19 protein-coding genes are annotated in these 19,430 nt (G+C 66.2%); 11 read left to right on the top strand and 8 right to left on the bottom strand.

The features are described 5' to 3' along the window. Positions 1–27: 27 nt before the first annotated feature. The 7 genes from RQI28_RS04075 (at position 28) to RQI28_RS04105 (ending at position 8,902) form a co-directional block, all read left to right on the top strand. Positions 28–984, top strand: coding sequence for a 2-dehydropantoate 2-reductase (locus RQI28_RS04075; protein WP_311221284.1), 957 nt, complete (start codon positions 28–30; stop codon positions 982–984). Positions 985–1,164: 180 nt separating this feature from the next. Then, a complete protein-coding gene (locus RQI28_RS04080; protein WP_311221574.1) occupies positions 1,165–2,172 on the top strand; it encodes a tripartite tricarboxylate transporter substrate-binding protein in 1,008 nt (335 codons plus the stop codon). Between the two features lie 62 nt (positions 2,173–2,234). Further along, on the top strand, positions 2,235–3,809 hold the full coding sequence (locus tag RQI28_RS04085) for a methyl-accepting chemotaxis protein (protein WP_311221285.1): 1,575 nt from the start codon (positions 2,235–2,237) through the stop codon (positions 3,807–3,809). A 303-nt stretch (positions 3,810–4,112) separates the two neighbouring features. Beyond that, positions 4,113–5,384, top strand: a complete 1,272-nt coding sequence (locus tag RQI28_RS04090; RefSeq protein WP_311221286.1) for a hypothetical protein — start codon at positions 4,113–4,115, stop codon at positions 5,382–5,384. Between the two features lie 497 nt (positions 5,385–5,881). Continuing rightward, positions 5,882–7,513, top strand: coding sequence for an ATP-binding protein (locus RQI28_RS04095; protein ID WP_311221287.1), 1,632 nt, complete (start codon positions 5,882–5,884; stop codon positions 7,511–7,513). Further along, complete coding sequence (locus RQI28_RS04100) at positions 7,510–8,193, top strand: response regulator transcription factor (protein ID WP_311221288.1); 684 nt, start codon at positions 7,510–7,512, stop codon at positions 8,191–8,193. The genes RQI28_RS04095 and RQI28_RS04100 overlap by 4 nt, the downstream gene beginning before the upstream one ends. Before the next feature lie 196 nt (positions 8,194–8,389). After that, on the top strand, positions 8,390–8,902 hold the full coding sequence (locus tag RQI28_RS04105; RefSeq protein WP_311221289.1) for an SgcJ/EcaC family oxidoreductase: 513 nt from the start codon (positions 8,390–8,392) through the stop codon (positions 8,900–8,902). A gap of 74 nt (positions 8,903–8,976) precedes the next feature. On the opposite strand, the gene RQI28_RS04110 is transcribed toward RQI28_RS04105, so the two are convergent. Genes RQI28_RS04110 through RQI28_RS04130 form a run of 5 tightly spaced genes read right to left on the bottom strand, consistent with a single transcriptional unit; the run spans position 8,977 to position 13,493 of the window. Beyond that, positions 8,977–10,386: a sulfite reductase flavoprotein subunit alpha gene (locus tag RQI28_RS04110; protein WP_311221290.1), complete on the bottom strand. Its 1,410-nt coding sequence runs from the start codon at positions 10,384–10,386 to the stop codon at positions 8,977–8,979. After that, the gene (locus RQI28_RS04115; RefSeq protein WP_404976827.1) at positions 10,383–11,426 is read right to left on the bottom strand and encodes an FAD:protein FMN transferase; all 1,044 of its coding nucleotides are present in this window, start codon (positions 11,424–11,426) and stop codon (positions 10,383–10,385) included. Before RQI28_RS04115 ends, RQI28_RS04110 begins: the two co-directional genes overlap by 4 nt. Before the next feature lie 35 nt (positions 11,427–11,461). Further along, entirely contained in the window at positions 11,462–12,265 is an 804-nt protein-coding gene (locus RQI28_RS04120; RefSeq protein WP_311221291.1) for a DUF4198 domain-containing protein, read from the bottom strand. Positions 12,266–12,314: 49 nt separating this feature from the next. After that, positions 12,315–12,851 (bottom strand): DUF2271 domain-containing protein, encoded by a 537-nt coding sequence (locus tag RQI28_RS04125; RefSeq protein ID WP_311221292.1) that lies wholly within the window; start codon positions 12,849–12,851, stop codon positions 12,315–12,317. Between the two features lie 15 nt (positions 12,852–12,866). After that, positions 12,867–13,493, bottom strand: coding sequence for a PepSY-associated TM helix domain-containing protein (locus tag RQI28_RS04130; protein WP_311221293.1), 627 nt, complete (start codon positions 13,491–13,493; stop codon positions 12,867–12,869). Positions 13,494–13,713: 220 nt separating this feature from the next. On the opposite strand from RQI28_RS04130, the gene RQI28_RS04135 reads away from it, so the two are divergent. Beyond that, positions 13,714–13,878: a hypothetical protein gene (locus RQI28_RS04135; protein WP_404976826.1), complete on the top strand. Its 165-nt coding sequence runs from the start codon at positions 13,714–13,716 to the stop codon at positions 13,876–13,878. 145 nt (positions 13,879–14,023) lie between these two features. Here the strand turns inward: RQI28_RS04135 and RQI28_RS04140 are convergent, their stop codons facing one another. The 3 genes from RQI28_RS04140 to RQI28_RS04150 all read right to left on the bottom strand — a co-directional run bounded on the left by RQI28_RS04140 (position 14,024) and on the right by RQI28_RS04150 (position 17,345). Beyond that, complete coding sequence (locus RQI28_RS04140; RefSeq protein WP_404976825.1) at positions 14,024–15,046, bottom strand: Bug family tripartite tricarboxylate transporter substrate binding protein; 1,023 nt, start codon at positions 15,044–15,046, stop codon at positions 14,024–14,026. 73 nt (positions 15,047–15,119) lie between these two features. After that, positions 15,120–16,349, bottom strand: a complete 1,230-nt coding sequence (locus tag RQI28_RS04145; RefSeq protein WP_311221578.1) for a CaiB/BaiF CoA-transferase family protein — start codon at positions 16,347–16,349, stop codon at positions 15,120–15,122. A gap of 30 nt (positions 16,350–16,379) precedes the next feature. Further along, positions 16,380–17,345 (bottom strand): hydroxymethylglutaryl-CoA lyase, encoded by a 966-nt coding sequence (locus tag RQI28_RS04150; RefSeq protein ID WP_311221294.1) that lies wholly within the window; start codon positions 17,343–17,345, stop codon positions 16,380–16,382. A gap of 143 nt (positions 17,346–17,488) precedes the next feature. Here RQI28_RS04150 and RQI28_RS04155 point away from each other — a divergent pair, with 143 nt between their 5' ends. The 3 genes from RQI28_RS04155 to RQI28_RS04165 all read left to right on the top strand — a co-directional run bounded on the left by RQI28_RS04155 (position 17,489) and on the right by RQI28_RS04165 (position 19,407). Continuing rightward, positions 17,489–18,385: a LysR family transcriptional regulator gene (locus RQI28_RS04155; RefSeq protein WP_311221295.1), complete on the top strand. Its 897-nt coding sequence runs from the start codon at positions 17,489–17,491 to the stop codon at positions 18,383–18,385. A gap of 204 nt (positions 18,386–18,589) precedes the next feature. After that, positions 18,590–18,895, top strand: a complete 306-nt coding sequence (locus RQI28_RS04160) for a helix-turn-helix domain-containing protein (protein ID WP_092939804.1) — start codon at positions 18,590–18,592, stop codon at positions 18,893–18,895. Between the two features lie 152 nt (positions 18,896–19,047). Further along, a complete protein-coding gene (locus RQI28_RS04165) occupies positions 19,048–19,407 on the top strand; it encodes an FKBP-type peptidyl-prolyl cis-trans isomerase (protein WP_311221296.1) in 360 nt (119 codons plus the stop codon). The last annotated feature ends 23 nt before the right edge of the window (positions 19,408–19,430 follow it).

Genomic DNA, 19,430 nt, shown 5'->3' on the forward strand with positions numbered 1-19,430 from the left:
CTGACAGCTATTAATTCAGGAGCAATCATGTCCAACCAGGAATCGGCCTCTGCATCTGCCACCGCGCCCCTGCTGCGCATTGCCGTGCTCGGCGCCGGCGCGGTCGGTTGCTACTTCGGCGCCTTGCTGGCGCGCGCCGGCCATGGTGTCACGCTGATCGGGCGCCAGGCCCATGTGCAGGCCGTGCAGGCGCACGGCTTGCGGCTGCAGACCGTGGCGCTCGACGAGCAGGTGCCGCTGGCGGCCCACACCGACGCCAGCGCCGTGGCCGGTGCCGACGTGGTGCTGTTCTGCGTGAAGTCCACCGACACCGAGGACGCGGCCCGGCAGATGCGTCCGCACCTGGGCCCGCACGCGCTGGTGCTGACGTTGCAGAACGGCGTGGACAACGACGAGCGCGTGCGCAGCGTGCTGAGCGGCGAAGGAGATGACGGGCCGCCCGTCGCGGCCGCCGTGGTCTACGTGGCCACCGAGATGGCAGGCCCCGGCCACGTGCGGCATCACGGCCGGGGCGAGCTGGTGATTGCGCCCTCCCCGCTCAGCGCCACCGTGGCGCAGCAGTTCAGCGCGGCGGGCATCGCCACCGAGATCTCGGACAACGTGCGCGGCGCCCTGTGGGCCAAGCTGGTGCTCAACTGTGCGTACAACGCGCTCTCGGCCCTGTCGCAGCAGCCGTATGGCCAACTGGTGCAAACGCCGGGCGTCACCGACGTGATCGGCGACGTGGTGGCGGAATGCTTGCGGGTCGCCCAGGCCGACGGCATCCGCATTCCAGGCGATGTGCAGGCTGCCGTGCGCGGCATTGCCGCCACCATGCCGGGCCAGCTGTCGTCCACCGCGCAGGACCTGGCGCGCGGCAAGCCCAGCGAGATCGACCACCTCAACGGCTATGTGGTGCAGCGCGGGGCGGCGCTGGACGTGCCTACGCCGCTGAACCGGGCGCTGCAGGTGTTGGTGAAGCTGGCTGAGGCGCGCGGGCGCTAGCTACAACGGCAGGGTTGCGCCTCTCCGCGTATACCCTCATACAGACGACAGCCAATTGACAGCTTCAACGCACACCATGACTCCGGCTCACAAACAGTAACAATCAACGCCATGTCCTCCTCCAAACACGTGCATTCGGTCTCCGCTGACTTGGCTGCCATTCAGCAGCAAAAGAGCCTGATGAACGCTCCACGCAGAACGGTTCTGTTCCGGGTCGCAGCATGGGCGGCCTTGGCAACACCTTGGAGCAACGCCGTGCTGGCGCAGGCCACGGCACCCCGGCCGCAAGCCAAGGCCGTGCGACTGGCAGGCACGCTGCGTATCGTCATTCCGGCCAACGCGGGCGGTGGCTGGGACCAGACGGGCCGCGCACTCGGCGCTGCGCTGATCGGCGCGGGTGCAGTCGATCAGGTCGAGTACGAGAACGTGGGCGGCAAGGGCGGCACCATCGGCCTGGCGCGCTATGCCGAGAAGTACGGCAACGACCCCAACACCCTGCTGATGGGCGGCACGGTGATGGTCGGAGCGGTAGCGCTACAGAAGCCGGCCGTGGACCTGACACAGATTCAGCCGGTGGCACGCCTGACCAGCGATTACCTGGTGGCGGCCGTGCCTGCGTCGTCGCCCATTCGCACCACTCGCGACCTGGCCGATGCCATGAAGGCCGACCTGGCCGCCGTTCCGATCGCAGGCGGCTCCGCGGGCGGCGTGGACCACATTTTTGCGGGCGTGCTGGCTCGGGGCGCCAAGGCCAACCCCGAGGCACTGGTGTACCGCCCCTTTGCCGGCGGCAACGAGGTCGTGGAAGCCTTGCTGACAGGCAAGGCCGCCTTGGGCCTGTCGGGCTACAGCGAATTCAGCGACGCCATCGCATCGGGCAAGCTGCGCGCCATCGGCGTGTCGGCGCGCCGCTCCACCTTCGGCCTGCCGGCGTTTCGCGAACAGGGGCTGGACGCCGCCATGGCCAACTGGCGCGGCGTGTTCACCGGCAAGGGTGTTTCAGCGACCCGGCTGGCAGAGATGGTGACGGCGGTGGAGGCCGCCACCGCGCACGAATCCTGGCAACGCACCTTGCGCACCAACCGCTGGGACGCGTCGTGGCTGACGGGCAAGGACTTCGCCGAATTCATCGAGCTGGACCTGACCACCGCACGCGTGATGGTCTACCTGCTCAAGCTCAAGGCCTGAAGCCAAGCTCAAGGCCTGAAGCGTGCCGAGTCGCCCGCAGCCGTATCCCAAGGAAATCCGTGATGAAAATGTCCCAATACGCCATCGGCACGCGCATGGCAGGCGCGCTGGGCCTGGTGCTGGCGCTGATGATCGGCGCGTCGCTGTTCGGCATTGCCGCGCTGTACCGCACGTTGGGCACGTATGACACGACAGTGCAGCAGCGCGTAGCGCAAGAGCGCGCCGTGACCCGCATGGAAAGCGAGTTCAAGAACCAGGTCATGGAGTGGAAGAACACGCTGCTGCGCGGCGAAGACGCGCGCAAGCGCGAGCAGCACTGGAACGCGTTCCTCGTTAGCGAAAAACGCGTGGCCGACGCCGCCAAGGCGCTGTCGCCGCAACTGGTGGACGGCGCCGAGCGCGCGGCCCTGCAAAAGTTCGTCGATGCCCACACGCAGATGGCGCAGGGCTACCGCAAGGGCTTCGAGGCTTTCCAGTCGCTGGGCTTCGTCGCTTCTGCCGGTGACGCCGACGTGGCCGACATCGACCAGGGCCCCGCACGCCTGCTGGGCGAATTGAGCCAGCAGGTGGCCAGCAGCAGCACCGCGATTGCCGAGCAGGCGGCGCAGGATGCGCAGCGCGCGCTGGTCAGCAGCCTGGTGGCGTTGGCACTGGTGACCGGGCTGGGCGCGCTGGCGGGCTGGTGGCTGACCCGCTCCGTCGTGCGGCCGCTGCGCGTGGCCGTGTCGGTGGCCCACCAGGTGGCGGCGGGCGACCTGACCACGGCCATCGACGCCGAAGGCAACGATGAACCCGCACGGCTGCTGCAGGCCCTGGCCGCCATGCAGGACAACCTGGAGCGCGTGGTGTCGGGCGTACGCAGCAACGCGGAAGGCGTGGCCAGCGCCAGCGCCGAAATCGCCCAGGGCAACACCGACCTGAGCCTGCGCACCGAAGAGCAGGCCGCGTCGCTGGACGAAACCTCGTCGTCCATGCAGCAGTTGCAGCAGACCGTGCAGAACAACGCCTCCAGCGCGTTGCGTGCGAGCGAGCTGGCCCGCAATGGCGCCGCCGTGGCCGAGCGTGGCGGCCAGGTCGTGGGCCAGATGGTGGAAGTGGTGCAAGGCATTCAGGACAGCTCGCGCAAGATCGCCGACATCATCGGCGTGATCGACGGCATCGCCTTCCAGACCAACATCCTGGCGCTGAACGCCGCCGTCGAGGCTGCGCGTGCGGGCGAGCAGGGCCGCGGCTTTGCCGTGGTGGCCAGCGAAGTGCGCAGCCTGGCCACCCGCAGCGCCGCTGCCGCACGCGAGATCAAAGGGCTGATCCAGACCAGCGTGGAGCGCGTGGAAGCCGGCTCCACCCTGGCGCGCAATGCGGGCAGCACCATGGGCGAGGTGGTCGACTCCATTCGCGGCGTCAGTACCCTGATGGAAGCCATCAGCCAGGCCAGCGCCGAGCAAACGCGCGACATGCTGCGCGTGACCCAGGCCATCGTGCGCATGGACGACGCCACGCAGCAGAACGCTGCGCTGGTGGAAGAGAGCGCTGCAGCGGCCAGCAGCTTGAACGGGCAGGCCCGGCAACTGATCGATGGCGTGGCGGTGTTCCGCCTGCATGCAGCGGGCGCATCGCCATCGGTGCTATTAAGTTAATAGCTACATGTACTTGTTTAATAAGCGTGGAAGCCATCTCCAGCACAATTCCAGGATGAGAAACCAGCAGGGTTGAAAAATTCCTCGTCCCTCAGACTGCTCGAAACACCACTCGGTGGGGGCGTTGCCAATGGCATGCCACAACTGAGCTGTCGGTATGGGCTGGTAGTTGCAGGCGCCGGCGTCCTTGTACCTCTGCAGCTACTGGCACTTTTCAGCCGGTAACCCGAGCAAGACCAAGTTCCAAACTGATTGGTGCTGCAAGGCCAGAATACATGAGTACACACTTGAGGAATTGTTGAGATGGCGCTTTATGAACTGAGTGGTGATCACACCCTTGATCCCGTCCAGCTAAGCAGCTTCACCGATCTCGGTGTTTATGAGCGCAGTCACCTCCAGCGTGCGCTACGGGCAAACATCACCGCTATCACACCCGGCGTGCGGACGATGGTTCTGGCGGAGGAGTTTGGAGACTGGGTTGGCGCCAATCGTCGTATTGACCTCCTGTGCCTGGACGAGGATGCCAAGCTGGTGGTGGTTGAGCTGAAACGCGAAGATGGTGCTCACATGGAATTGCAGGCGCTCCGATATGCCGCAATGATCTCCACGATGAGCTTTAGCCAGGCCGTCGAGGCCCATCGGAAATACCTGTCCCAGCAAAAATCAGAGTTGGATGCGGAGCTGGGTATTCGCGCCTTTCTTGGAAAAGAAGAAGGCACTGTCGCGCTTGATGAAACGGTCCGAGTGGTGCTTGCCGCTTCCAACTTCAACCAAGAGCTCACGACCTCGGTGCTGTGGCTCAATCGCCAAGGACTTGACCTCCGCTGCGTACAGATCCGCCCCCATCAACTTGATCAACGAGTGCTGCTCGATGTTCAGCAATTGATACCCCTTCCTGAGGCCGCGCAATATCAGGTGGCGGTTCGTGAGAGAGCCCAGGAGCAAGCGGCGGCACGATCGTACGACCGCACCCTGGCCCGCTACGACCTATCCATTGGTGAGAAGAGCTTCGCGGGCATTGCAGGGCGCAGGGTGCTGCACCTGGTGGTAGCGGAAGCCTTACGACTGGGCATTTCGCCCAAACAGATCAGCGAAGCCATTCCTTGGAGATCCGACACGGTGTTCCTGTCTAGCGTGGGTCGTCTGAACGAGACGGAGTTCGTCCAAGCCATGCGTGGTCAATCCAGTGGCTACTTCACCCAGGACGCTGCGCTTTTCCACATTGAGAATCAAACCTATGCCTTGGCCAAACGCTGGGGAGACCAGGTGATGGAGGCTGTTGACCAGGTACTGGCGGTGCTACCCGAGGGAACCGACATCGTTTATGCATCCGCCATGACTGCAGGGGCATGCGCAACCGTTGAGGTCGGTGGATACATCATTGAGCGCGATGAGAGCACAACAATCTCGGTCTCAAAAGACGGGGTCACGGTGAGTCCCGCACTTCCAATCCTTCGACAGCTCGCGAATCAACTGGGCGTATCAATTCACAATAGGATGGGTGGAACCATGAATACGCGCCAACTGGGTGCGAAGGTGATTCAGGCCGCGCAATCGTCCGTGGAAGGGGCGTGATGTAGTTCCCAGAACCCAACTCTAATGATTGCCTTCGTTGTGCCAACACTTACCAAAGTACAGGCTGAAGAGCCACTTCGTTTCGGTCCTGAAATCCTTGCCGATTGAGAACCTAATGCATTGCGCTCAGCGCTTGGCTCAAAGAGGCCTGGCGAAGAATGCGACCCGCTCGTTTTGATTGCACCGGAGCTGCAGGCCGGCACGCTGCTGGCGGCGGGCACCGAGGGCGCTCAGGGTTGAGCGGTCATACGTGAAATATTGGTCAAATCGACCTCTAGCGCTCTACCAATAAGCGCAAGTAGCTATATTATTTATAGCACCTTGAATCCGCTACGCTTGGCATACCTGCCTGTGGCTCAACAGCTCAGATACCCTTTTTTCTGAGACCCGCAGCCCCAAGTTGGCGCACTGCAAAAGAAACGCCGTGCCGCCGCCACCGCTTCATAATCCGTCGCCCTCGACCTCGCCCTCGCCCATCACCCGCACGTCCAGCCTCCATGTACCGAGCAAGACTCTCCCTGGCGTTCGCCGCCCTTGTCGCCCTGGTCTGCATCCAGGCGGCCTTCGTGCATTGGGGCGTGCAGCGCGTGAACGACTACGCCCAACACAGCCGCCTGGCCAGTGACATCCTGACCGAGCTGCTGGATCTGTCGTCCGCCAAGCAGCGGCTGCGCGTGTGGGCCACGCAGCAGTTGATGAACGCCGGTGCCGAACCCGAAGTGCGCAACCGGCTGCTGCAGCAGATGCACGCCAACGCCGACGCCCTGACAGAGCTGGCGCAGCGCGACATGGCGCTGTGGACGGCGATGGCCCAACGGGACGGCACGGCGCTGCCGCAAGAGGTGCCCCAACTGGTGACGGTAGCCGAGCTGCTGGACGACAACATCCGCGCGGTCGAGGCGCGGCTCGCCCAGCTGCAGCCGCTTGAATCTGGGGCCGATTTCGCTGCTGTCTTTGCCGAGCTGAACGCCACATTCGACATGACGCGCGGCCGCGATCTGCGCGAGCTCATCAACGGCGCCATCGACCGCCAACGCGCCGCTGTGCCCGTGGCACGCAACAACACCGAGCAAGGCCTGGAGGCCCTGCGCCGCCGCGCCATCGCCATGGTGCTGATCACGCTGGCCGTGGCGGCCGCGCTGTCCTTTCACCTGAACCGCCGGCTGCAGCGCCCGCTGGAAGGCCTGCTGGAAGGCACGCGCGCACTGCAGGCGGGCGACCTGAACCACCGCGTGGCACTGGGTTCGCACGACGAGTTCGACCGCGTCGCGCAGCACTTCAACGCCATGGCGGCCGAGCTGCAGCAGCACCGCGCCCGAGCAGACGCGGCCCGCCGCGAGCTGGAAGACGCCGTGGCGGCGCGCACGCGCGAGTTGAGCGCCGCGCATGAGGCGCTGCAGGGTGCCGACCTGCGCCGGCGCCAATTGTTTGCCGACCTGGGACATGAGCTGCGCACGCCAGCCACCGCCATCCGCGGCGAGGCGGAGATCGCGCTGCGCGGTGCCGACCGGCCGCCCGAGGAATACCGCCACACGCTGCGGCGCATCGTCAGCGGGGTGGACCAACTCACCCAGGTCATTCGCGACCTGCTGCTGGTGGCCAAGGCCGAGGCCGACCGCTTGGTCATGCAGCCTAGGCGGGTTCCGCTGGGGCCGCTGCTGGCAGACGCGGCCGAGCAGGCCAGCGCACTGGGCGCCGGGCGCGGCGTGCAGGTGCAGGCCCCATCCGATGGCGCAGCGGGCGCGCTGCAAAAAGCCGCCCATGTGCAGGCCGACCCCGACCGGCTGCGCCAGGCGTTGATGATCGTGCTGGACAACGCCGTGCGCTATTCACTCACAGGTGGCACCGTGCGCCTGGACTGCGAATGCGTGGAAGGCGAGGCTCACATCGTCGTCAAAGACGAGGGCATCGGCATCGATCCGGAAGACGTTGCGCAGGTGTTCGACCGATTCGTGCGCGGCCAGCGGGCGCGTGCGCACCGGGCCGACGGCACCGGCATCGGCCTGTCGATCGCGCAGGCCATCGTGCAGGCGCACCACGGGCATATCGAGATAGAACACACCGCACCCGGTGCAGGCACGCAAGTGCGAATCACCTTGCTGCTGGCAGCCGAAGAAGACCAATCATGAATATTCTGGTGGTGGAAGACGACCCGCGGGTCGCGGACTTTCTCATTCGCGGCCTGCGGGCCGAGGGCTACACCGTGGAGCTGGCGCGCACCGGCCCCGAAGGCCTGGAGATGGCACGCGCCGCCGAGTCGGGCCTGCTGCTGCTGGACTTGATGCTGCCCGGCCTGAGCGGCCTGGAGCTGTGTCAGACGCTGCGCGCCGAGGGCTGCCAGCTGCCGGTGCTGATGCTCAGCGCGCTCAACGAAACCGAGGACAAGGTCAACGGCCTGCGCCTGGGTGCTGACGACTACCTGACCAAACCCTTCGCGTTCGAAGAACTGCTCGCGCGCATCGAAGCGTTGCTGCGTCGCGGCCGCGACCAGCGCCAGCGCGCCAGCACCTTGCAGGTGGCCGACCTGGTGCTCGACCGCGAGCGCATGCAGGTCAGCCGCGCGGGCCAGCCCATCGCCCTGACCGCCAAGGAACTCGCGTTTCTGGAATTGCTGATGAGCGCGCCAGGCCGCGTCTACAGCCGTGAGCGCATCCTGTCGAACGTGTGGGGCACCAACGAAGATCCGCTGACCAATGTGGTGGACGTCTATGTGCGGCGCCTGCGCACCAAGATCGATGAAGGCCACGCCGTGGCGCTGCTGAAAACCGTGCGCGGCTTCGGCTACCGGCTCGACGCGCAGCCAGACTGATATGGCTGAGGCGCGAGCCCGCCGCAGCGTTCACCTTCTGTTCATGTTCCCGTCATGCGTACTTCATGCGCAGGGCAGGTTCATGTTCATGCGCTCCTCGAAGAATAGGTTCTGCAACGCCATCGCGGTGCAACGCCGGCAAACAACACAAGCCGGCGTGTTCAAAAAACCTATTTCTACAAGGACGCACATTTCCATGAAGCTGCTTCGACTCTCTCTCTCGGCTGCTGCTCTGGCCACCCTGGCCGCAACGGCGCCCGCTATCGCACAGACGGCACCAGCAGCATCGACGGCGCCAGCAGCACTGAGCGACACCACTTGCGCTCCGATCAACGAGCAGCAGGTCAAGGGCCTGTTCGACCGCTGGAACGCCTCGCTTCGCACGCTGGATCCGGACAAGGTCACGGCCAACTACGCACAGGACGGCGTGCTGCTGCCCACCGTGTCGAACCAGCCGCGCACCACGCCGGCGGAAATTCGCGATTACTTCGTGAAGTTCCTTCAAGGCGAGCCGGTCGGGACCATCGACAAGCGCGTCATCCGCATCGGCTGCAACGTGGCGCAGGACGTGGGCACCTACACGTTCAAGTTCAAGGACGGCAAGAGCGTGAAAGCCCGCTACACCTACGTGTACGAGAAGGTCAACGGCCAGTGGCTGATCGCCCACCACCACTCGTCGGGCATGCCTGAAGTTGTCGCGGCGAAGTAAGCCACGCAGCCCCAAAAAGGGCTAAAGCTGCCCGGCCGGTCAAGTACCGCGCCGGGCAGCTTGCATTCGGGCCATCAATACACGTCGCGCCGGTAGCGCCCGCTGCGCACCAGTTCGTCCATGCGTGCATCGCCCAGCGCGCCCTGCAGCGCAGCGTGCACGCCCTGCGCCATGCCCTGCAGGCTGCCGCACACGTAGATGGCGGCGCCCTGCTCCACCCAGGTGCGCACATCGTCAGCGGCCTTTGCCAGTACGTCCTGCACATACACGCGCTCGGCCCCATCGCGCGAGAACGCCAGGTCCAGCCGGCGCAGCGTGCCGTCGGCCCGCCAGGCGTCGATCTCTGCGCGGTACAAAAAGTCGCAGGCAGACTGCCGCTCACCAAACACCAGCCAGTTTGGCGCGCCCTGACCTGCCGCGCTCCGTGCCCGCAGGTGGCTGCGCAGGCCGGCGATTCCCGTGCCATTGCCGATCAAGATCAACGGCTGCGCGGCATTGCCTTCCAAACGGAAGTTGCTGTGCGCACGCAAGCGCATCTCCACGGAGTCGCCCAGCGGCAGCCCCTCGCACAGCCAGCTCGATGCGATGCCCGGTGTGCCGTCGCCGCGCACGCTCTGGCGCACCGTCAGGTGCACGCGGCCGTCGGCGGGAACGGACGCGATGGAATAGTCGCGCGGGTGCTGCGCATCGGCCGGCACGCACACCTGCACCAGGTCGCCCGACTGCCATGCCGCAGCCTGCGCGGCTGCAGGCAGCGCGAATTCCAGGTGAAACACGGGCGCGCCCTGGCTGCCCGGGTTCAAGTGGCGGCGTGCTACCAGTGTCCAGGCCTCGAAGACAGGCGACTGCCATGCGGGCGGCTCATCCAGCGCGGCCACTTGCGCCAATTGATGTTGCCACGCCTGCAGCGCGGTGGCAGAGCCGTTGTCCATCTCCACGCGTTCAAAAAGCGCCATGGCACCTTGCGCGCGCAACCACTCGTCCAGTTGGCGGCCAAAGCCGCAAAAGTGCGCGTATTGGCGGTCGCCCAGGGCCAGCACGCCGTACTGCAGATGGGAAAGATGAGGGGGTTGCAGCGGTGCTGCGGCGCCCATCAGGCGGCCTTGAAAGCCACCCGCGTTGTCAGGCGCATCGCCTTCGCCGTAGGTGCTGACGATGAACAGCGCCCGCTGCGTGGCGGCCAGCCGGGCCGCGTCCACCGAGTCGAGTTCGCACAGCTGCACCGGCTCGCCCGCCGCATGCAGCAGGCGGGCAGTTTCACGGGCGATTTCCTCGGCCTGGCCGGTCTGGCTGGCATAGGCCACCAGCAGTGGCACAGCGCCGTCGCGCGCCGCGGCCAGCGACGCCGCCTCTGACCGCACATGCTGTGCGCGCCGGCGCTCGCGCCATGCGATGGCGGCGCACATCAGTGCGTAGAGCGCCACGGTCAGCAGCGCGGCGAACAGGCGCGACGCGGGAATCGACAAGCCCCACACCGCAGTCATGCCGAAAGGACGTCGAACGCGGACGTGGCAGCCCAGGCCAGGCCGTGCGGCATGCGCTCGCACAGCAGCACCGCCAGCCCATGGCGCTGCGCAAAGGCCAGGCCTTCGGCAGGCCCCAGCACGGTGATGACGGTAGCCAACGCATCGGCCTGCATGCATTGCGCGTGCAGCACGGTGACGCTGGCAAGTGCGTGGCGAACCGGCTCGCCCGTGCGCGGGTCGAGCGTGTGCGAATAGCGGCGGCCTGCATGCTCGAAGGCATGCCAGCGGTCGCCGGACGTGGCGATGGCGCAGTCCTGCAATGCGATGCTGCGCGGCGGGCCGTCGGCCGGGTCGGCCACGGCGACGCGCCAGGGTGCGCCGTCGGGCCGGCGGCCGCTGGCGCGCAATTCGCCGCCCACTTCCACCAGCACATCGGTGAAGCCCAGTGCCTGCAGGCGTTCGTGCACGTGGTCGACGGCAAAGCCTTTGGCGATGCCGCTCAGATTCAGGCGCACGCCGCCGGGCTGCAGGGCGCTGCGTGTTTCGGCGTCCAACGCCAATTGTTCGAAACCGACCAGGGCAAGCGCTTCAGCCAGTACGTTCACACACGGAATGCGCGGCGAGTCATGCGTCCCGAAGCCCCAGGCATCGACCAGCGGCCCAATGGTCGGATCCCACGCACCTGCGCTGGTGCGCGCCCAGTCGCAAGCCGACTGCAGCACGGCGAAGAATTCAGGCGACAAGCGGTGCCGGCTGCCCGGCGCAGAGTGATTGAAGCGCGACAGCTCCGATTCGGGCTCCCAGTGGCTCATCTGGGTGACCACCGTGGCCAGCGCTTCTTCGATGGCAGCCTGCACCGGTGCCAGCGGAGCGAACGCCGGGTTGGCCAGCCGCACGCTCCAGGTTGTGCCCATGGTTTCGCCCGACAAGGTCTGCAGCGCCGCCGGGTCGGCCCGGCGCAGGGTCACCGGTGCAGCGCCTTGTGCAAAAGACGTGGCGCCGGCCACCGGCAGCCGCTGACCCGGTTGCGCCAGCGCACCCGTGTAGCGCACACGCACCGGGGCGGCCCCGTTATCGTTGACGGGAGCAAAGCTCAGGGCAGCACCTCGAACGTGCCCACGTACGACAGGCGGCGCTCTTTGGCCTGCGGCAGCGAGGTCTTGGCGTCGGTCGCATCGGCGTCTACCCAGTACATGCCGGCGGTGGGCCAGGTCACGCTGAACTGGCCCTTGGCGTCGGTCGTGACCTTGATCTCTTCCTTCTTGTCGCGGTAGCGCGTGGCGCCGGGCACCAGCAGCACTTCAAGGCCGGCGGCGGGTTGGCCGTCCACATGGAAGGCGAAAGTGGCCTTGTCGCCCTTGACCAGATCGGTGGGGTGCGTGACCGCCACCAGTTCCAGGCCCTTGCCCGTGGGCTTGACGGCGCTGGGCTTGCCCACGGTGACGAAGGTTTCGATGCGGCCGACCGACTGCGTCACCTTCAGGTCCTGCGCGTCGGCAGGCACTTCGGCAGCGAACTTTTCGGCCGTGCCGCGCCAGCGCTTGTTGGCGCCGGCCTTGTCCTTGTACGTGGCAAAGAGGCCGTTGTTGACTACGGCCAGCTGGTAGGTGCCGGTTTGCGTCAGGTTCAGGTCGAACACGCTGCGCAGCTTGCCCTTGTGGGTGTTTTCCGGCGCAACGGTGGCGCCGTTGGGCGCGGTGACGACCAGGTTGTCGAGCCCCAGCGGAAAGTGGTTGAAGTAGAACAAGTCGTTGGACACCGCCGCATCGACGGTGATCCATTCGGCCTTGGACAGCACCGTGGACGACGGCAGCAACCACACGTTGTGGGCCTGGGCGGAGCCCAAGGCGCCGCAGAGCACGGCGAGGCAGGTGGCGATACGGGTCTTGAAATGCATGATGTGAGTCCTGGAGTTCAGTGAAAAAGCAAAAAGGTGAAAGGCGTTCTCAGGGCTTCAGGTCGAGAGTGACCTCTCCCAGTTCGCTGCTGCCCTTGGCGCGCAGTTGCTCGCCCTTGGGCGAAGGCCAGGCGAAGGGAATCGTGACCAGCTCGCGGCCGCCGACTTCGCGTGCGGCCTCCACCACCAGCTTGTAATTGCCCGCCGGCAGCTTGGCCAAGGGGTTGGAGCCTTCGGAGAACTGCAGCTGGTGCTTGCCGACCGGGCGAGTGGCGCCCGTCACGCCGTCGATGGGCAAGGCCAGTTCGCGCCCGGTGCGGCGCCACCACTGGCGCATGTCCTTGAGCCACTTGGCGCCCTCGTCGTTCTTGAGCTTCACGTCGTACCAGACAGCCAGCGTGCTGGCCACGGTGGCGTCCGCGCGCTCCACCCACACGGCCACGTAAGGGCGGTGGTATTCGGCCACGTCCAGGCGCGGAATCTCCACGCCAATGCTCAAGCCCGCGGCGAAGGCCGGCGCGCCCAGGCAGGCGCCCAGCGCTACGGAATAGCGCAACGCCGTCGGCTTTGTCGATGAATGCTTCATTCGTCGTCTTTCGGTTCAGTGGATAAAGAGGAGCGCCAGCAGCAGGGGCACCACCAGCCCCATGCCCACCATGGGCCAGGTGAAGGGGCGGTTGCCCGCATGCATCTTCAAGATGAAGAGGCCGGTGATGCAGAACACCAGGCAGGCGGCGGCGAAGATGTCAATGAACCAGCTCCAGGCGGCGCCCGTGTTGCGGCCCTTGTGCAGGTCGTTGAAATAGGAGATCCAGCCCCTGTCGGTGCGTTCGTACTCGGCCGCGCCATCGGCCAGGCCCACCCGCAGCCAGGCGTCGCCGCCGGGGCGCGGCAGCGACACGTAGACCTCGTCGGGCGACCACTCGGCCTCGCGGTCGGCGGTGTCGATGCTCCATTGCGCTTGCGCCCAGCGCTGCAGTGCGGGCGGCAACGGCGCCCGGTCCTTGCCTTCGGGCGGCTTTACGCTGCCCAGTACCTGAGCCGGCACCGTGGCCTGCAGGCTCGTGACGCGCGGCTTGGCCTCGATCTGCCCCGCGTGGTTGAGCGTGAAGCCGGTCACCGCAAACAACAGCATGCCGATGAGGCAGAGCGCGGAGCTCACCCAATGCCACTCGTGCAGAGTCTTGAGCCAGAAAGAACGGCGGCGGTGGTCCGGAGGGCGGGTCATGCAAAAAAGAAGGCGAGAGGCAGGAGGACGCGACTTGGACGCGTGAGGCGATCACAGGCCATGTGGCGCCCGGGAAAACCCGAGATTCTATGGCACGCGAATGAAAATTAATCGCATTTGTAAAGTCTTTACTTGGCCGCACAGGACATAGATCCTCAGAGGCGCAAAGTCAGCGCCCGCCGCTACGCTTCGCCAGTATGAGTATTGGCTGTTAGACCTGATGACCCGCTATGAAATCACCCGCCTGCTGAGCGTGAGCGCCAACGTGAACAACGTGTTCGACAAGCACTACTACGCGGGCGTGACGAACTTCACTTCGCAAGGGCTGTTCTACACCTGGGGCGCACCGCGCAGCGTGAACGTGAGTCTGCGCTACAACTTCTGAGCACCACAGGCTGCAGCACCGAAGCGCCAGTCCTTGGCGCCTTTTTATGACCAAATTGGCCTCTAGCGCTTGTTGGCAAAGCGCAACCAGCTATCAATTAAATAGCAAAACACTTTCAACCCAAGGGCGCCACGACGCAGCCGCGTCAGTCCATCTTCACGTTCGCGCTCTTGACCACCTGCGCCATGCGCGCCGCCTCGCTGCGAAAGAAGGCGGCGGCCTGCTCGGGCGGCGTGAGCTTGATCTCGTAGCCCTGCGCGACGAGCGCATCCCGTGCCTCGGGCATGTCCATGGCGGCCTTGAAGCCGCCATACAGGCGTGCCAGCTCGGCTTTCGGCAGACCTGCAGGCGCTACGGGTGCGATCCAGCCTTCCAGCTCGAACCCGGCCAGGCCCTGCTCGGCGATGGTGGGCACGCCGGGCAACGTAGGCACGCGCGCGGCCGTGGTGACGCCCAGGGCGCGCATGGCGCCCGACTTGATGTGCGCCGCCGCCGGCGCCACCGCCACCACGCCCAGCTGCACCTGACCGCCCAGGATGTCGTTCATGAGCGGCCCCATGCCCTTGTACGGGATGTGCTTGATATCAAGCTGCGTCTGGTCCACGAACATCGCCGCGCCCAGGTGCAGGATGGTGCCGTTGCCCGACGAGCCGTAATTCAGCACGCCGGGCTGGGCGCGGGCGTAAGCGATCAGTTCCTGCACCGTTTTGGCCGGCACCGAGGGATGCGCCACCAGCACGAAGGGCGTGGCGCCGAGGATGGTGATGGGCGTGATGTCGGCCAGCGAGTCGAACGGAATGTTCCGGTACACGCTGGGGTTGACCACGTGGTTGTTGGAGACCACGCCGATGACCGATCCATCCTTGGGCGCGCGCACGATCTGCGCCGTGCCGGTGATGCCGCCTGCGCCCGGCAGGTTCTCGATCACCACCGGCTGGCCCAGCGCCTTGGCCAGGCTGTGGCTGATGGCGCGCATGGCGCCGTCGGTGCCCGAGCCCGCAGACAGCGGCAGGATCACGCGCAGCGGCTTGTCGTTGTGCGGCTGCGCCCACGACACCCCGGGCCGCGCAAGCGTCGCCGCGCCCAGAGCGGCTGCGCTGCCCATGAGAATGCGGCGGCGCGCAGGCGATGACAGGGCGCCGGCACGAAGAAGTGTGGAATGCGTCATGGTGGTTGTCTCCGTTGTCGTTATCGATCTGTTCGGCGAGTGCGCGGACGATGGCCGCGCTGGCAAGGCGGCGTCATGCCACGGCGGCCGCTCCGTGCAGCGCGGCGATCTGCTGCGGTGTGTAGCCCAGGCTGGTCAACAACTCCTCGGTGTGCTGGCCGAGCTGCGGCGGGTCCATCCGCACACCCATGCGGTGGCCGGACAGCCGCAGCGGAAGCAGCGTCACGCGCGCCGTGCTACCGGCGCGCTCGCCGTCGGGCAGCGTCACGTCGGCCAGGCCGCCGGTGGCGTTCAGGTGCGGGTCGTCGAAAAGCTGCTCGGGCCGCAGGATGGGCGCGAACGGCAGGCCGTGGCGCTCGAAGATGCCCGACAGTTCCTCGGCCGTGTGCGCGGCCAGGCGGCGGCGCAGTTCGGGCAGCAGCGTGGGCCGCACGCGCACGCGGTCGTTGTTGAGCGCCAGTGCGGGGTCGTTCTTCAGGTCGGCATAGCCCATGGCGTCGCAGAACGTGACCCACTGCGCATCGCTCACCGCGGCCAGGAAGATCTGTTCGCCGTCCTTCACGCTGAACACGTCGTACAGCGACCAGGCGGAGATGCGGTCGGGCATGGGCGCGGCCGGCTGGCCTGTGACGGCGTACTGCATCATGTGCTGGCCGACGAGGAACACGTTGTTCTCGAACAGGGCCGAATCCACCTCCTGCCCGCGCCCGGTGATGCCCCGCTGCATCAGCGCGGCCATGGCACCAATGGCGCCGAACATGCCGCCCATGATGTCGTTCACGCTGGTGCCCGCGCGCAGCGGGTCGCCCGGTCGGCCGGTCATGTAGGCCAGCCCGCCCATCATCTGCACCACTTCGTCGAGCGCGGTGCGGTGCTCATAGGGGCCGGGCAGAAAGCCCGTGTGGTTCACATAGATCAGCCGCTCGTTCAACTTCGACAGTGCGGCGTAGTCCAGGCCGTATTTGGTCATCACGCCGGGCTTGAAGTTCTGCGCCACCACGTCGGCCGACGCGGCAAGCTTGCGCGCGACTTCCAGGCCTTCGGGCTTGCGCAGGTCGAGCGCAATGCTCTTCTTGTTGCGGTTGAACATGGGAAAGAAGCCCGCGCCCGCGCCCAGCAGGTGGCGCGTGCGGTCGCCATCCACGGGTTCGATCTTGATGACCTCGGCGCCCAGGTCGGCCAGCACCATGCCGCAGGTCGGCCCCATGACCATGTGGGTGAACTCCACCACGCGCAGGCCCGCCAGGGGCAATGGGGGGCGGTCGGCGGCGGGGGAAGATGGTGAAGAGAACGAAGGATTCATGGAGGCATTCATGGGAACAACGATAGCGGCTCAGACCGTTGCCAGCGCAGGGGCGGCGGCAGGCGCTGCGGTTCTGGGCAGGCCCGCCTTCCAGAGCGTGCCGTGCAGGCTCTCGCCCGCCAGCCAAACTCCGACGCGCTCGCGCAGGGCCAACAGCGCAGGCACATCCAGCCCCGTGCCGACGCCCATGCGCTCGAGCATGAAGGCCAGGTCTTCGGTGGTGACGTTGCCGCTTGCGCCCGGAGCGTGCGGGCAGCCACCGATGCCTGCCAGGCAGGCGTCGAAGCGCGTGATGCCGGTCTGCCAGGCGGCATAGACGTTGGCCAGGCCCATACCGCGCGTGTCGTGGAAGTGCGCGCAGGCCAGCCGGTCGCCCACCAGCGCGCGCGCCTTTTCAAACAGGCGCTGCACGGTGGCCGGGTCGGCGTAGCCCACTGTGTCGGCCAGGCTCACCCGGTCGGCGCCGGCGTCCAGCAGGGCCTGCATCAGCCGCAGCACTTCGCCCTCAGCCACCTCGCCCTGCAGCGTGCAGCCGAAGGCCGTGCCCACGCCTCCTTCGATCAATGTGCGACTGCCGGCCGCGTCGCGTGCCGCGCGGATGCGGGCGACTTCGGCCACCACCTCGTCGGGCGTCTTGCGCAGGTTGGCCAGGCTGTGCGCATGGCTGGCGGACAGCGGTACCACCATCAGGTCGGCCTGGCACTCGATGGCACGCTCGGCGCCTTTCAGATTGGGCACCAGCACCGAGGCGACGAGGCCCGGCAAGGTCTTGGCGTGCGCCAGCACCTCAGCGGTGTCGGCCAGTTGCGGCAGCAGGCGCGCAGGCACGAAGGAGCCGACTTCGATTTCGCGCTGGCCCGCCGCATAGGCCGCGTCGATCCACGCGAGCTTGTGGGCCGTCGGCACGATGGTGGCGATGCTTTGCAGGCCATCGCGCAGACCCACTTCGCGCACGATGGCTGCAGTCCCGGCGGGGCGGGGAATGGTGGGGCTCATGGTATCTCCGATCGTTATGGCGTCGATTCTAGGAATGCCCTGCTGCGCCATCTCATCAATTTTGGAAGGCTTATGCTTCCCGATGGGAATATCTGAGTCCTCGACTTGCCAACTCCACCCGCCACTTCAGAAAGCATGCCCCCATGCGCCCGCTCGACCTGCAAAGCCTGAAGCTCTTCGTGTCCGTCTGCGAGCACCGCAACATCGCCCGCGCCGCCGCGCAGGAAGCCATCGTCGGCTCGGCCATCAGCAAGCGTCTGGCGCAACTGGAAGACATCGTGGGCGCGCGCCTCCTGGTGCGCAGGCGTCATGGCGTAACTCCCACGCCCGCAGGCGAGGCGCTGCTGGAACATGCGCGCGAGATGCTGGCCAGCGTGGGGCGCATCGAGCGCGACATGGCAGCCTTCAGCGCCGGCGTGCGCGGCCATGTGCGCATGCTGGTGACCGCCTCGGTCATGGCCGAATCGCTGGCCGACGATGTGGCTGCCTTCCTGCAGAACCCGGTGCACCGCGACATCCGCGTGAGCATGGAAGAGCGTGTGAGCCCCGAGGTGGTGCGTGGCATTCGCGAGGGCGCTGCATCCATCGGCATCTGCTGGGACGCGGCCGACCTGCAGGGCCTGCAAACGCGCAGCTACCGGCACGACCACCTGGCCATCGTGGCGCATCCGTCGCACCCGGTGGCACAGCTGACGAGCGTGCGTTTTGCCGACGTGCTGGAACATGAATTCGTGAGCATGCCCGCGCTCAGCGCCGTGCAGATGCTGCTGACCCGCGCCGCCGCCGTGGCCGGCAAGACGCTGGCGCACCGCGTGCAGGTGACCAACTTCGATGCGGCGCTTCGCGTGGTGCGCGCCAACCTCGCCATCAGCGTGGTGCCGGCCGAGGTGGCCGCGCCGTTTGCCGCCGCATCGAACGTGCGCGTGGTGCCGCTGGCCGACGACTGGGCGCGGCGGCGGTTCGCCTTGTGCTTTCGTGCCGAGCCCGCCCTCACGCCCGCCGCGCAACTGCTGCTGAACCATCTGGGCGAGCGAACCTGACACGGACCGACCCCGCGTGGCACCGTTGCAACAGTCTACGTAACGCCACGTTTTCCGCGTCCAGCGCAGAGTGCAGTTCACTCCTGAGCTATTAAACTTGTAGCAAAATCAATTCGCCGCTATATTGATAGCGTTCCTGCGGTTCCACGCGCTGAAGGCGCGCCGGCCCGCATCCCCTGACATTTTGAGCAAGGAGAAGCGTCCATGAGCTCCAAAGAAAACGCCGCCATCAACCAGTTGTTCGAGAAGCTGGAATGCCGCTATGCCTTGCGCGTGTTGTGGGCACTGCGCGACGGCCACCCCCAAACCTTCCGTCTGCTGCAAGACAGCGTGGGCGGCATCACGCCCAACACATTGAACACCCGCATCAAGGAACTGCGCGAATGCGGCCTGCTGGACCACGGCAGCGACGGCTACACCGTCACGCCCTCCGGCGTGGACCTGCTCAAGCGCCTGTCGGACGTGCAGGCTTTCGCCACTCGCTGGGCTGCTGCCCGCGTGAAGAAGTAAAAAGGCAAGTGCTCTTGCTGTCGGGGCAGATGCGGCACGAGCCGCTCGGTCAAGCCGTCAGCTTTCAGAGCATTTTTGACCTCTAGCGCTTATTCAGCAAGCGCTAGCAGCTACACTTTTAATAGCAATTAAATCGTTAATCAAGGAACATCATGGCCCTGACCACCACCGATTCCGGCCTGCAATACGAAGACACCGTTGTGGGCGAAGGCGCTGAAGCCACGCCCGGCCAACCCGTGAGCGTGCACTACACCGGCTGGCTCTACAACAACGGCGAACAAGGCGCCAAGTTCGACTCCAGCCGCGACCGCAATGACCCGTTCGAGTTCGGCCTGGGCGCCGGCATGGTCATCAAGGGCTGGGACGAAGGCGTGCAGGGCATGAAGGTGGGCGGCCAGCGCACGCTGATCATTCCTGCGGCACTGGGCTATGGCGCCCGCGGCGCTGGCGGCGTGATTCCACCCAACGCCACGCTGAAGTTCGACGTGGAACTGCTGGGCGTGGGCAACTGAAGCAGCCGCACCCCTTCTGCGCA

This window comes from Acidovorax sp. WCS2018Noco2-16, from assembly GCF_031843945.1.
GTDB lineage: Bacteria > Pseudomonadota > Gammaproteobacteria > Burkholderiales > Burkholderiaceae_C > Paracidovorax.

Bases quoted from the DNA above. Each gene is read 5' to 3' on its own strand.
- RQI28_RS04085 (WP_311221285.1), top strand. From the start codon at position 2,235: ATGAAAATGTCCCAATACGCCATCGGCACGCGCATGGCAGGCGCGCTG.
- RQI28_RS04155 (WP_311221295.1), top strand. From the start codon at position 17,489: ATGCGCCCGCTCGACCTGCAAAGCCTGAAGCTCTTCGTGTCCGTCTGC.
- RQI28_RS04090 (WP_311221286.1), top strand. From the start codon at position 4,113: ATGGCGCTTTATGAACTGAGTGGTGATCACACCCTTGATCCCGTCCAG.
- RQI28_RS04135 (WP_404976826.1), top strand. From the start codon at position 13,714: ATGACCCGCTATGAAATCACCCGCCTGCTGAGCGTGAGCGCCAACGTG.
- RQI28_RS04080 (WP_311221574.1), top strand. From the start codon at position 1,165: ATGAACGCTCCACGCAGAACGGTTCTGTTCCGGGTCGCAGCATGGGCG.
- RQI28_RS04105 (WP_311221289.1), top strand. From the start codon at position 8,390: ATGAAGCTGCTTCGACTCTCTCTCTCGGCTGCTGCTCTGGCCACCCTG.
- RQI28_RS04110 (WP_311221290.1), bottom strand. From the start codon at position 10,386: ATGACTGCGGTGTGGGGCTTGTCGATTCCCGCGTCGCGCCTGTTCGCC.
- RQI28_RS04130 (WP_311221293.1), bottom strand. From the start codon at position 13,493: ATGACCCGCCCTCCGGACCACCGCCGCCGTTCTTTCTGGCTCAAGACT.
- RQI28_RS04120 (WP_311221291.1), bottom strand. From the start codon at position 12,265: ATGCATTTCAAGACCCGTATCGCCACCTGCCTCGCCGTGCTCTGCGGC.
- RQI28_RS04160 (WP_092939804.1), top strand. From the start codon at position 18,590: ATGAGCTCCAAAGAAAACGCCGCCATCAACCAGTTGTTCGAGAAGCTG.
- RQI28_RS04145 (WP_311221578.1), bottom strand. From the start codon at position 16,349: ATGAATCCTTCGTTCTCTTCACCATCTTCCCCCGCCGCCGACCGCCCC.
- RQI28_RS04140 (WP_404976825.1), bottom strand. From the start codon at position 15,046: ATGACGCATTCCACACTTCTTCGTGCCGGCGCCCTGTCATCGCCTGCG.
- RQI28_RS04075 (WP_311221284.1), top strand. From the start codon at position 28: ATGTCCAACCAGGAATCGGCCTCTGCATCTGCCACCGCGCCCCTGCTG.
- RQI28_RS04095 (WP_311221287.1), top strand. From the start codon at position 5,882: ATGTACCGAGCAAGACTCTCCCTGGCGTTCGCCGCCCTTGTCGCCCTG.
- RQI28_RS04150 (WP_311221294.1), bottom strand. From the start codon at position 17,345: ATGAGCCCCACCATTCCCCGCCCCGCCGGGACTGCAGCCATCGTGCGC.
- RQI28_RS04100 (WP_311221288.1), top strand. From the start codon at position 7,510: ATGAATATTCTGGTGGTGGAAGACGACCCGCGGGTCGCGGACTTTCTC.
- RQI28_RS04165 (WP_311221296.1), top strand. From the start codon at position 19,048: ATGGCCCTGACCACCACCGATTCCGGCCTGCAATACGAAGACACCGTT.
- RQI28_RS04125 (WP_311221292.1), bottom strand. From the start codon at position 12,851: ATGAAGCATTCATCGACAAAGCCGACGGCGTTGCGCTATTCCGTAGCG.